The sequence below is a fragment of the Alkalinema pantanalense CENA528 genome (genome assembly GCF_050753345.1).
In the GTDB taxonomy this organism is placed as follows: Bacteria; Cyanobacteriota; Cyanobacteriia; order Leptolyngbyales; family Leptolyngbyaceae; genus Alkalinema; species Alkalinema pantanalense.
Map to the genome: position 1 here is coordinate 1 of NZ_JBLZFX010000133.1, position 12,962 is coordinate 12,962.

Annotated in this window: 10 protein-coding genes; all 10 read right to left on the bottom strand. The window is 51.4% G+C overall.

Annotated elements, in window-relative coordinates:
• Window positions 1-12 precede the first annotated feature (12 nt).
• The 10 genes from ACN4EG_RS25415 to ACN4EG_RS25460 all read right to left on the bottom strand — a co-directional run bounded on the left by ACN4EG_RS25415 (window position 13) and on the right by ACN4EG_RS25460 (window position 12,503).
• Entirely contained in the window at window positions 13-1,404 is a 1,392-nt protein-coding gene (locus tag ACN4EG_RS25415; protein WP_431633087.1) for a glycosyltransferase family protein, read from the bottom strand.
• Between the two features lie 556 nt (window positions 1,405-1,960).
• Entirely contained in the window at window positions 1,961-3,016 is a 1,056-nt protein-coding gene (locus ACN4EG_RS25420) for a glycosyltransferase (protein ID WP_431633088.1), read from the bottom strand.
• A gap of 401 nt (window positions 3,017-3,417) precedes the next feature.
• Window positions 3,418-4,734 (bottom strand): glycosyltransferase, encoded by a 1,317-nt coding sequence (locus tag ACN4EG_RS25425; RefSeq protein ID WP_431633089.1) that lies wholly within the window; start codon window positions 4,732-4,734, stop codon window positions 3,418-3,420.
• Window positions 4,719-5,789 carry a glycosyltransferase family 2 protein gene (locus tag ACN4EG_RS25430; protein ID WP_431633090.1) on the bottom strand — a complete coding sequence of 357 codons (1,071 nt, stop codon included), beginning with the start codon at window positions 5,787-5,789 and terminating at the stop codon, window positions 4,719-4,721. Before ACN4EG_RS25430 ends, ACN4EG_RS25425 begins: the two co-directional genes overlap by 16 nt.
• A 240-nt stretch (window positions 5,790-6,029) precedes the next feature.
• Window positions 6,030-6,836 carry a glycosyltransferase gene (locus tag ACN4EG_RS25435; protein ID WP_431633091.1) on the bottom strand — a complete coding sequence of 269 codons (807 nt, stop codon included), beginning with the start codon at window positions 6,834-6,836 and terminating at the stop codon, window positions 6,030-6,032.
• Window positions 6,837-6,904: 68 nt separating this feature from the next.
• Window positions 6,905-7,873 carry a hypothetical protein gene (locus ACN4EG_RS25440; RefSeq protein ID WP_431633092.1) on the bottom strand — a complete coding sequence of 323 codons (969 nt, stop codon included), beginning with the start codon at window positions 7,871-7,873 and terminating at the stop codon, window positions 6,905-6,907.
• A gap of 43 nt (window positions 7,874-7,916) precedes the next feature.
• Window positions 7,917-8,855, bottom strand: coding sequence for a glycosyltransferase (locus ACN4EG_RS25445; RefSeq protein ID WP_431633093.1), 939 nt, complete (start codon window positions 8,853-8,855; stop codon window positions 7,917-7,919).
• A gap of 34 nt (window positions 8,856-8,889) precedes the next feature.
• Window positions 8,890-10,158 (bottom strand): glycosyltransferase family 4 protein, encoded by a 1,269-nt coding sequence (locus tag ACN4EG_RS25450; protein ID WP_431633094.1) that lies wholly within the window; start codon window positions 10,156-10,158, stop codon window positions 8,890-8,892.
• A 4-nt stretch (window positions 10,159-10,162) separates the two neighbouring features.
• The gene (locus ACN4EG_RS25455; protein ID WP_431633095.1) at window positions 10,163-11,452 is read right to left on the bottom strand and encodes an ABC transporter ATP-binding protein; all 1,290 of its coding nucleotides are present in this window, start codon (window positions 11,450-11,452) and stop codon (window positions 10,163-10,165) included.
• A gap of 223 nt (window positions 11,453-11,675) precedes the next feature.
• Window positions 11,676-12,503, bottom strand: a complete 828-nt coding sequence (locus ACN4EG_RS25460) for an ABC transporter permease (RefSeq protein ID WP_431633096.1) — start codon at window positions 12,501-12,503, stop codon at window positions 11,676-11,678.
• Window positions 12,504-12,962: the final 459 nt, after the last annotated feature.

Genomic DNA, 12,962 nt, shown 5'->3' on the forward strand with positions numbered 1-12,962 from the left:
GGAGTGAGTGGGTTAGGGGGTGGGGGTTTGGGTGAGGCAACGATCGAAGATTTGGCACATTTGTCGGGTCATTGCTTTGCCGCTGTAGGGCTGGAAGGCGTCCCAGTTGGTATTTAGCTCGATTTGCTGCTGGGCAAAGCTGTTGAGAATGGACTGAATGGCATCTGGGGTGGGGCTGTTGTCGAGACGATCGCTGCCTGTACGATCGGTGTTGAAGGTAATGGTTTTCCCTGCACGGCAATTTTGTAGAATATCCACAACGGAGCTATTTTCGTGGAAGACGGCCAGAATCGGCTTTTGCGCGAGAATGCAGGGATAGAGTTTGGATGCGGTATAGCTGGGGTCGTCGGAACCGATCATCAGAATGGCATCGCTATCAACTAAGAGCTGTTGCGCTTCGAAGTAGGGAATGCGGCCTGTGTGTTCGGTGACCAAATCTCCCAGCCCGTAGGATTGGGCAATGGTTTCGATCGTTTTAACCGCTAAATGGGCGGGTGCATAACTGGTGCCGACGAAATGGAGATGAATATTCTGCCAGAGTTCTGGATTGCGCCAACGGGCGGTTTGAATGCCTTCAAATAAAATTCGCAGGGCCGTTGCCATATCTTCGCCCCCACGCCCCACGTAGACCCAATGGCGTTTGCCGTCTTGAGGATCGAAAATGGTTTGTTTAATATTCAGGTTAGGCAATGCTGCAAAGTCTGCTTCAGGAGCACCAAAGGGTAGAACCGTGAATTGTTCAGGATGTAAGTGGGGATAGCGTTGTTGCAACGTATTGGGATAGCTAGGCGAAACGCTGATAATATGCCGTACCGCTTCCATGGCTTGGGGTTCGGCCCAGCGTGCTAGAAACTGCGTCATGCCATATTTCAACCAGCCACCAGGGGGGCGGGAATGGCGTTTTCGACCGGAAGTAGAATCCGTATGGTAATCACTCAGCCAGGGATCTTGAAAATCCAAGACATAGGGTACGCCAAACTTTTGCCACCAGCGTTTACCCAATAACATCACTGGGAAAATAGTGGTGGAAAAGAAAACGAGATCAAATTGCTGGGTGGACAGTAAGCGATCGCCGATTTTTTGCATTTCCGGTAAACAGCGCCAGCCGACATTGCCCAGTCCCACCAATTTGGTATAGCGCGTAGAGAGGGCATCGGAATAGACGATCGGTAAATCCTGGGGCAGCGCCTCGGCCAGTTTGGCATCCTGGGGATGGGGGACATGGTGGGGTTTGACGGCCAAGATTTGCGCTTCCCAACCAAATTCCTGTAAATAGGGCAATGCCACGCGAATGCGTTGGTGATCGGGGGCGTTAATCGGCGGGAAATGGGGGCTAACAATCAGAACGCGGCGGCGCGATCGGGCGGAGGGTTGGAAGCGGGGGAGGGAGTTGGAGACTTGCATAGAACCTGCGGAGAACTGGGAGTAATGCCAAATCAACTTGTAATTGCAACCCATCACGATCCCCTTAAATCCCCGCGCTAACGCGCCGTTGCGCTAGAAATAAGGGGGACTTTGAAACCATTTGACTCAGTTCCCCCTCAATAAGGGGGGAATTTGAATTTTCCAGTTCCCCCTTTTTTAAGGGGCGATAGGAAGGATCAGATCGGTAGCATTGACAAATCAATTGAGTCTGGCTTATACCAAATCAACTGGTAATTGCAACACATAACGATCCCCCTAAATCCCCCTTAAAAGGGGGACTTTGAAAGAATCTGCCTGAATTCCCCCTTTTTTAAGGGGGGTTAGGGGGGATCGGATCTGTCGCATTAATTAATCAATTTGGTATTAGGGTTTATTGCTCTATTCAACGATAGGCCGCCGGACGTTTGCGATCGTGTATAGGCAGATGTCCAAGATGCAATTTCACCACCCAAGCAAGACAAAATCCCCCAGAATCCGTAGATTTGGGGGCATACACTGAATCAGGAAAACTGTTATTAGAAGAAACGATCGGGGTTTAGCACAGGGCTGGCGTGGATTGTCCCTTGGCGCACAGACGACGGTAGAGGGCTTCGTAGTGATCGACAATGACGCTAGCGGCAAAGTGGCTTTCTGCCCGTTCTCGGCAATTTTGGCGCTCGATCGTATCCAGTTGTTGTACCGCCGTGATCGCTTCATCGATCGACTTCACCAGGAAGCCATCAACGCCCGGTCGCACAATTTCCGGCAGGGCACCGCGCGGGCTGGAAATGACGGGGGTTCCGCAGGCCAGCGCCTCTGCAAAGACAATGCCAAAGGGCTCATCCCATTCGATCGGCACAATCATCGCCGCTGCTTGACCCAGCAATTCATTTTTCTGCACATCGTTCACCGGGCCGACGTATTCAATGCCATCTTTATCCAAGTGGGGCGCAATTTCTGTTTGCCAGTAAGCTTCTCCCTCAGGACTGGACACGCGATTCCCGGCAATGAGTAACCGCCGTCCCGTTGCCTTTGCCACCGCGATCGCATTATGGACACCTTTGATTTGTTCCAAGCGACTCAAAAAGACCAACGGAGCATCGCTGCTGACATGGGCCTGAAATTGATAACGCTCCAGTTCAATACCATTGTGAACGCTCGTCCAAGTGCCTCCCGCCAGCCGACCCTGCCGACAAATATGTTCGCTACAGCCCGTGAAGGAGAGGTTATTACCGCCCAATTTTGCCGCCATGCCAACGGTCTTGGGGGTAGGTTGCCGCTGATAGGACATGACTTTGGGTAATGAATTCGGCAATAGGGGCAGAAGATATTGCAATCGCGAAAAGCTATGTAAAATATCCGGCTGGAACTGCTGCACCGATCGCCAAAGGGTTGTCGTATTCATCACCGTATCGGACAACGATTGGGATTGCAATCCGGGCCAAGGAAACAAGCGATCGACGGGGCAGGTGGAATCACGATGGGCAACCAAACCGACGGTATGACCCCGCTCCTGCAAACCCCGCGCAACGAAATCGATAATGCGCTCAATGCCACCATAGAGGCTAGGAGGAACGGGCAATTCAGGGTCAGCGGTGAGTAGAATTCGCATTACAGAAAACCTCGATTCAGAGAATGAATTTAATACCAAATCAATGGGTGCTTGCAGAGATTCGATCCCCCTAAATCCCCCCTTAAAAAGGGGGACTTTGAGTTTTTCGGTTCCTTTTTAGAAAAAGAAGACTTTGCAATATCTTTTTTCCGGTTCCCCCCTTTTTTAAGGGGGGGCTAGGGGGGGATCGAATCTATTGCCTCGATCTAGTCATTTCAGTGGATTGAAACTGTCGTCGATCGCGTAAATCTGATCCCCCTAAATCCCCCTTAAAAAGGGGGACTTGGAAAAATATTTTTTCCAGTTCTTCTTTAGAGAAAGGGAACTTTGAATTTTCCGGTTCCCCCCTTTTTTAAGGGGGGGCTAGGGGGGGATCTTTGAAGCGGGCTAGGGGGGATCGACTACACCAAAATGGATGACGGGGTTGGCGTTAACTGAGGGTGAGTTGGGCGTAGAGCGATCTCGGCCTGTTGCACTAATTTAGGAACCTGTGTTTCCCAGTCGATCGCGCGACCGGCTTGGATGGCAGCTTGTTTCGCGATCGCCAGTTGCTCCGGTTGCTGGGCCCAAGTGTTAATAGCTTGGGCTAGGGCGATCGGGTCATCACTGGGAATCAACTGTCCAGCCTGGGGATGGGCTTGCAGCACTTCCCGTTGGCCTGCGGTATCCGTCGCAATCACCGCCAAGCCTGCCTGGAGATACTGAAACAGTTTATTCGTCACAGTCAGATTGCGGCTGGAAATCGTGGTGGTTTCTAACGCAAGACCAATATCATGCTCGGCAATGCGCCACGGTAGAACGGAATTGGCAACGGTTTCGTGAATAAATAAGCGATCTTGCCAACCTTCAGGAACCTGGGCCATTAACCAATCGCGATACACCGCTGGACAATTGCCCCGCAGGTGAATTTGGATGGGCGTTTGGACGTGGGGAAGGGCCGCCAGCAAGGTTTCCAACCCCCGTCCCGGCCCGATCGTTTGGGAAAACCAGTGCAGGGAAGGCGTTACAAAATCCTGGCGATCGTGGGGTTGATGTTCTCGATGATTGATTGAGGCATCACTCGCATCTAGCTGAGCATCCACTGCCGAAAACAGACTGGGAAATGCATTGTAGATCGCTAACGGTGTCCGGCTTTTATAGGAATGGGCCATCGCCATCGCCATTGCCTGGGAAGGCGTCAAGCAATACTGGCAAGTTTGGGCAAGATGGGCTTCTAACGACTGAATCCAAGTGATCGGGCGTTGAGCCTTAGCAGCGGGGAGTAAGTCCTCGGAAAACCAATCTTCAAAGTCTACCCCCACGGTATAACCCTGGTCTTGCAACTGTTGCCCGACCCACAGACCCGCTTCAGAATGGACGATCGTTAAATCAGCGCCATAGGCTTTGGCAAATCGTAGCATAGCTGTTGCGCCGTAGCCTAATAGGGCAGGCCGCGTGATCTGGAACTTTTGGTAGAGCGATCGGGCAACTTTCGCTTGCAGACGAACACCCAATCGTTGTAATTTCTGGCCCCAGGTCAGTCCCCGAATATCCAGGATGGGTTGGAATTTCCAAGGGGACTGGGCCATTAATTCCCGATCGCGATCGCACAATTTCGGGTCAAACCAAATTCCCGCGACTAGAACCTCGTGACCAACTGCTGCCAGGGCTGCGGCTTCCTTTTGGGGACGGGGAGCCGTGCAGAGATGGCCACCGATTAAAATTAAGATTCGCGCCATGCCAGAGCCTCCGCTGTCGTTGCACTCGTATTTACTGTGGTACTAGCGTTTACAATCACGGCTTGACTCTTCCGTTCGATCTGCCAGCGACGGTAGCCCTGTTGATAAATCCAGTACTGAACCTGTTTCGCCAAACGCCATCCTAGCAATTTTGACAACCGCTGAAATAGAGGGCCACCCGTGGGTTTTAAATCCGATCCTCCCAGTTGTCTGACCCACTGTGCCGCCTGTTGACGTAACTCTGGAACAGCGGGATAGGTTTCGTAAATAAACCGTTGGAATTGGGTGGCGCAGACTTTACGGGTGCGGGGGCTAGTTTCTGCGGCCAACAGCCAAGTGTTGCCAGCGGCGATCGCCTGATAGGCCGATCGATAGGCCGCATCGGATTTACGATCGCTCAAACTACCGGAGATCCCCGATCGATAGTAGCTTTTTGCCGCAGCACAGAATTTGATGGCGGAACTGGCCAGAACCACGCGGGCAAAATATTCGCCATCATCATTCAACGACAACGCCTCATCCCAAGGGCCTGCCGCCTCCGCGATCGCCCTGGGCACCAACCACGCTGCCGGATGCATCATCCAATGCCCTTCCCAAGCGCAGAGCAGCCAATCGATCGGGGCGAAATCCTGCCACAGGGGTTGGGGCGTAAATTCCGCTTCTTCGGGGCTGAGGTAGAACCGTGCCCAGGCTCCGGAGGCAATGCAGGTGGGTGACTCGCCTGCTTCCACCGTGGACAGCAACAGTTGCATTTGCTGCTCGATCTTGTCGGGAGCCAACAAATCATCGGCATCCAGGAACTGAATAAATTCTCCCTGGCATTGCCGCAGGGCATAATTGCGAGCGGCAGCAGCTCCTTGATTGGGTTGGCTGTAAACTTGAACGATCTCGCTTTCAAGTTGTTTTGCAACGTTGTAGGTATTGTCCGCCGAACCATCATCGACAACAATCACTTCCAAGTTGAGCCAGGTTTGCTTGAGCGCTGACTGAATGGTTTGAACAATCCAATCCTCAGCGTTGTAGGCGGGAATTAGGATGGAGACTAAAGGTTGCATAGGCTAAGGCACAGAGCTAAGGGGCTGACCAGTGAAGGGTGGTATGTTGTGCAAAAGAGTCGTTATACCCAATCGATTTGTAATTGCGCTGCATAACGATCCCCCTAAATCCCCCTATCTCCTTCGGAGAGGCTACGCCAAGAATAAGGGGGATTTTGAATTTACTTTTTCTGATTCCCCCCTCTTAACAAGGGGGGCTAGGAGGAATCGCATCTATAACAGTAATCAATCAATTGGGTATTAGAGATACTGTTGCTTCAGCTTTTCATACAGGCAATGGGAATGGAAAACCCCGTTCTTATCCAACTGATTACGTCGCCACATTTCACTCCACAGGTGCACCGCGTAGGAATTCGATCGAACCCGATCGTGGGTCACATGGGGTTTGAGAATCGATCGGGCAAATTCCTTCACTCGAATCCCCGCACGCAAGGGCCAAGCGCTGGGCTGGGCATAGGCAATCCGCTTTTGCACCGTGCGCCAGGAAATGGGACAGAAAATCTCGTGATCGACGATCGCGTTTTCCAGTTGCAATTTACGCAGGGCATCCTGGAGCAACAGTGGCCCAGTTTCCGCAAAACGCAAGGAATTGGGATCGCGGGCATCGCTTTGTTCGCAGAGATAGTTTGCCAGGGCACTATTCGGTGGCATTTTCATGACGCAGTTAATAGCAGGATTCCCCCATTTCCCTTCATAACTGGAGGCAATGACATAATCCCCGGTGAAATCAAAGGGTTTGAGGCAGATGACATCTAAATCCGCCCACCAGCCGCCTTTTTTAGCGAGTAAATAACTGCGAAATAGGTCAGCAAAGCCGGAATAACTGCCCTTTTCTTCCCCATGTTGGTAGGTGAAAATACGATCGGAGGGCAAAATTTCATTGGCATCCTTAATTGTTGCGCCCTTGGGAATGTGGGCAATGTCATCGTAGGCGTATAAGTGATAATCGTGACCTTGGGCAAGGAACGATCGGATAGACAATTGTTCCATCAAAGACAACTTGGGGCCAATCCAGAAACCTTGGATGATTTTGTTAGAAGGATGCATATTTCAACGGTTAAGGGTTAAGAAAACAATGAATGTATTGAAGCTTGGATAATTGCTGCAAGGATAGCCTAGCTAGTCAATGCTGCAACATGCTGCCAACCGTAGCGGAAATACCAGGGCTTAGAGTCGGCAACGTAGTGATGCATCACGGCCTGTGGCTTTTCCGCCTCCTGTTGATCGGGCATCAGCAGATAGTCCTGCCGAGGGGCGACCCAACTGGTGTCCCGCGCCATCAGCATGGCAGACATGGCCTGTTCCTGGTAATAGTGGGTACCTTCCCGATCGATCATGGTTTTGCACCAGTATTCCAATTCTTCCCAATCGATCGCATCACTATTCAAGCCACAAATGCCAACGTTGATGCGATCAGGAATGGGTGCGCCTGCTAATTGGCTCATTAATGCGTCGGAATAACCGTAGGCATTATCTACATCTAACATGTAACAGGAATGGTTGGGATTCCCAAGCCAATCAATCAGGAAATGGGGTGGGCGGAAGAACAGCATATCGGAATCCAACACCAGCTTCCAGCCATGGGAATTGACGTGAATATCGGTCAGTTTGCGTAAATTGAAATACTCTAAACGGCGCGATCGCAAGGTCGGGAACGTTTTTGTCGGCAAATACTGATCTAACGTTTCCTCAATAGATTGCGCAGTAATGATCTCAGCATCGGGAAAAATGCGCCGAATTTTATCACCACAGGCTTGATCCAAGGTGCCATCGTCATAAATCACGGGGCGATAGTAAATACCCGCCTGGGCAATCATGGAATAGGCACAGAAACAGGTTTGATACCAAAAGCGATCGCCGCTGAGAAAGTAAATTTTGGCGGGATCCTCACTGGGCGTCAAGCTGGGTAACTGTTCCGCTGCGGCTTCCATTTGCCGTTGGGCAGATCGATCGCCGAGTTCATTCAACACACCGCGCTTAAAGGTCTTTTGCAAAATTCCTTTGGGGCGATGGTAGGTTTGATAGAGCAATTGGCCTAAATGCAGAGACTTAGCGAAGGTAGAGAGGGGTTGAAGGACGGACATAGGGGGTGGGAGAGTAGGAGAGTGGGAGGGTGGGGAAGTGTCGTTATGCCATTCCGGCTAGGGCTTCGTATAACCCGCAGGCTCCGCGCCAGCGAACGTAGGCGGCGGCATCTTTCCAGGCTTTGTAGGCGATGAAGGCTTTGGCTTTGCGGGGGAGTACGGTCCAGGGCGCGATCGGTTCCCAGAGTTTGAGGTTATGCATGCCCAACACCTGCACCCACGATCGCATAGCGGCTTGGTTGAGACGGGCCAGGTAATCCCGTTCTAAGCGATTGGCGGAAATTAAGTGAATCACTTCCAAGGCGGGAAAGTAGCCCAATTGCCAACCGTTTTCCAACACCGTCAGCACAATATCGTTATCTTCCCCGGAGGTAAGTTGCTTACCTGTGCGCCCCAAGGCAAGCCGAGCGGCATCATTTTGCGCCCGATCGACGTACTGGCCAAAGGCAATGCGTCGTATCGAGAGGCCGATGCCTGCGGGGGCAAAACTGGGATATTCGATGGTCTCTTCTGGCTTGTAAATTGGGCTGATTAAGCGATCGGACCCAAAGTCGCGCAGGGCTAAGACGGTGTAAAATTCGGCCATCCAGGGTTCCGGTGCCGTTTCAAATTTCGGGCTCGATTTACCCCCGATCGCCCCTAGGCTGGGATATTGTTGAAAACTGCGCTGGACTTCTGCTAAATAATGCTCGTTTAAAACATTATCATCATCGACGAAGACCAGAACTTCGCCCTGGGCTTCTTCAAAACCGCGTAATCTAGCTGCCGTCAGGCCAACGATTTCCTCGCGAATAATCCGTCCCTGGGGATGCCACTGTAGGCTCCAAGTTGCTTCCAAGGGTTCCTGGCTAGCGTTGTCAATCACCAAGAGTTCCCACACGGAAAAAGGTAGGGATTGGCAAGCCAGGGCATTGAGCGTTTGCTGGAGATAGTCGGGACGCGGATTGTGGGTGCAAACAATCACACTAATGATTGGTTTCATAAATCCAGTGAATGAAGGAGTATGATGGGAGCGGTTACAGCCTAACGATTTCACGACTAGCTTGCCGATAGATGGTCGATCGATAGCTGGCTTCTTGAATTTGGCCAATGTAGTCCAAGCTGTAGTGACTCAGAACACGATCGCGGGCGATCGCGCCATAGTGTTGTCGAAGATCAGGATTTTCCAACAGTTGGAGAATTGATTTTGCTAATAGATCGGGATGCTTGGGCGGCGTCAGCAATCCTGCATTGCCCCCATCCAGCAATTCCACCATTCCGCCCGAACTGCTGCCTACGACGCCCCGTCCCGCTGCCATGGCTTCTAGGCAAACCAAGCCAAAACTTTCCCAAATACTGGGAAAAACGCAGATATCTGTTTGAGCTAAATATTGGGGAATCTGATCCAAGGCCACAGCACCTGTGAATTCCAGAGCATGGCGATGGCGATGCAGTTTTTTACAGATATATTCCTGCATATTTAAATGCTTGACGGGGGAAGGCCAAGCAGGTCCCACAAAGCAGAACTTAGCAGATGGGTATTGCTTGAGCACTAGCGGAATCGCCTGCATCAAATCTAGAATGCCTTTGCGAATTTCCAAGCGACCAATAAAAGTAACCCGCTGGGTTTGCGTCTCTAGGGGAATGTCAAGGAGAGCGGGCGTGGGAATGTAGGGATAGGGCACCGGATCGATGATGGATTGATCCAGTTGCCAATCCTTTTGGACTTGCTGCCCGATCGCGTTGGAGGGAGCCGCGATCGTTTGGGCTTGTAAGGCGTGGTGATATTCAGGATCAGATTGTCGATCGTACAGGGGTTGGGCGGGCGGCAGATTAGGCCATTGCCCCCGTCGTAGGGCACCCAGGATAAACCGTAGTTTAGCAACGCCCTCCAAGGGGGTATGGCCGACCTTTTGCAAAATATAACTGGGGGTATGCAGCTTGACAACTAACGGCAATTCAGGAAATTGGGTGGCAATCACCGCCGCATCAGCCCCACAGTCCGGCCCTTCCAGCACATCAAACTGCACCAAGCGATGGCGTTCCGCAAAGATTAGCGCAATTTCCTGGGCAAAGCTCGCCCGATCGCGCGGTTGAATCCGATGGATCTTGAGGCCAGGGCTAGTTTCACAGCCGGAACGGGAGGGACTCGCTGCAAAGACTTCCACATGATGCCCGCGCTGGGCTAACATCTGTGCTGCTTGCCGCACATAGGTGGCAATTCCCCCGATCGCCGTATCCGGCGGATATTCGTAACTGACGAACGCAATTTTCATGGGCACAATCTTCGTAAACGCAACATTCATCGGTTTAGCCTCGGGTTGCTAGGGAAGGTTGATTCTGATGGCTGAGCAGGGCGCAACCTTGAGCTAGGCGAGTAATGCCATGGTCACTGCGATAGGACCACATGGCCTCTTGAATGATGGATGGCTGAACTTCAAATTTCATAACATCTTCAGCCGCCAGATAGGTGATGGGATCATTCGATCGATACAAGAAAACGCTGACGCGGTAGGAGCCGGGAAATAACGTCATCCGCCCTAGGTCAAACCGGATACTCACTTCATTTTTGAGCGCAAAGGGTGCAATGCCCTCTTCGACGGTACAAAGACTCGACACCAGGGTTCCGAGGTCGTCATGAATCTGCACCACCACGGCACAATCACTGAGGGGACTATGGGCTTGGAACTGGAGGCGGAGACTATGGTCGCGATCGAAGATGGGCGATCGGGTGGGATAGGCATCTCCATCTTCCAGGGCGACATCCGTTAAGGCGATTCCATAGGAACTCACCATTCCAATCGCATTATCATTCGTCGCAGCGCTATTCAGGTAATGTTTGACGCCTTCTTCAGCGCTACCCGAAAACACCAGTTCGCCGCGCTGCAACATGATCGCCGAGTCACATAACTGGCGAATGGCGGCCATATTGTGGCTGACAAACAAGACCGTCCGACCACTATGGGCGACATCTTGCATTTTGCCGAGGCATTTACTTTGAAACTGGGCATCGCCTACCGCCAACACTTCATCCACAATCAGAATTTCCGGCTCCAGGTGGGCTGCCACGGCAAAGGCCAACCGCACATACATCCCGGAGGAATAACGTTTCACAGGCGTATCGAGAAAGCGTTCAACTTCAGCAAAGGCAACAATCTCATCAAACTTCTGTTGAATTTCTACTTTGCTCATGCCCAGAATGGCCCCATTCAGGAAAATATTTTCCCGCCCTGTCAGTTCTGGATGAAAGCCCGTCCCGACTTCCAAGAGACTCGCGACCCGACCCCGCAAACCAATCCGACCAGAAGTGGGTTCCGTAATGCGGCTCAGCAGTTTCAGTAGGGTTGATTTGCCCGCACCATTACGACCAATGATGCCCACCCGATCGCCCTGCTTAATATCAAACGAAACATCACGTAGCGCCCAAAAGTCTTCTTGGTGCGGTTTGGGCTGAGATCGGCCAGGGGCTAGAATTCGCCGTCCGAGTTGTTTGGTTTGGCGTACCAGGGTATCGCGCAGGGATTGGTAACGCTCAGTGTTTTGGTGGCGGAGCGTGTAGCGTTTGCTCAGGTGATCAACTTGAATAACGGAGTTAGACATTGCTATTTCGGAGAGATAAACGGCTGGAGGAGATTAGAAATTTTTGAAGGAGAGTAGAAGCTAAGGAGAATGGAGCGTCTCAGTAGAGTAGAAATCGTCTGGAAATGCTGGCTGCAAATATCGTCGATCGCGGAGATCCGATCCCCCTAAATCCCCCTTAATAAGGGGGACTTTGAATTTCTTTTTTCCGGTTCCCCCTTTTTTAAGGGGGGTTAGGGGGGATCTAAATCACATCGGCGAAGGAGCGCTCATAGGCTCGGAAATAACGGATTCCGCCAATTAACAGGAAGGTGACTAGGCCGATCGAGCAAAGCAAACCCGGTACATACAGTTCCGACTGTCCGCCCAAAATAGCCCAGCGAAACCCATCAATCACACCCACCATCGGGTTTAGGGAATACAACCAACGCCAAGCTTCCGGGACGATCGTGCTGCTAAAGCCAACGGGCGAAATGTACAGACCAAATTGAATAATAAAGGGAACAACATAGCGGAAATCGCGATATTTCACATTCAGCGCTGCCAACCAGAGACCCGCCCCCATGGACGCAGCAAAGGCGATCGCGATAAATCCTGGCAATAACAAGATTCGCCAACTGGGAACAAAGTTATACCAAGCCATCAGTCCTAGCAAAATAATGGCCGAAATCATGAAATCTACAAAACTCACAATAATCGCCGAGGTTGGCACAATGAGGCGAGGAAAATAAACTTTGGAAATTAGATTGGCATTTGTAATAAGACTATTACTACATTCCGATAGAGAGTTAGCAAAAAACTGCCAAGGTAGCATCGCAGAAAATACGAGAATGGGATAGGGCACGCCATTATCCGGGAGTTTCGCTAAGCTACCGAAAACCACGGTGAAAACAACCATCGTCAGGAAGGGTCGCAGCAACGCCCAAGCAATCCCGATCGCGGTTTGTTTGTAGCGCACCAGTAAATCCCGCCAAGCGAGGAAGTAAAAGAGTTCACGGTAGCGCCAGAGGTCACGCCAGTATTGGCGTTGGGCACGGCCCGATTCAATGATCAGTTCCTTGGGATACGTCATGAGTTGGTTCAACCATAGAGTTGTTGTTGGCTAATCCCACTCTAGGAAGGCACCTGCTCCCGATCGAGTCCACGATTTTGTTCAAGATTTTGTTTACGTTCTGCCCCACGTATAACTTCTCAGAGTTATGCGGAGTTGGCGCAGGAGGCGGGAATAGTAACCCTAGGAACCGTCATCTTGGCAAGTTCCACTTGCACAGATTCTCTAACTCTAACGTTTTAAATCTAATCCCCTAAATCTAATCCCCTAAATCTAATCCCTACTCTCTAGCTCCAATCTCTAACTCTGGCTCTCTAGTCCTCTACCATTTAAGTCTTTTTCCCTACCTTAATTCCGCCATGTAGAGTCCCTTAATCTAACTGCTTGTTCAACCATTTGTCTACTCCCACGCCCCCTTTTTTCACCTTTATTCCCCCTCCCTCACCCTCCCACCCCCCTACCTATCACTTATACACATCT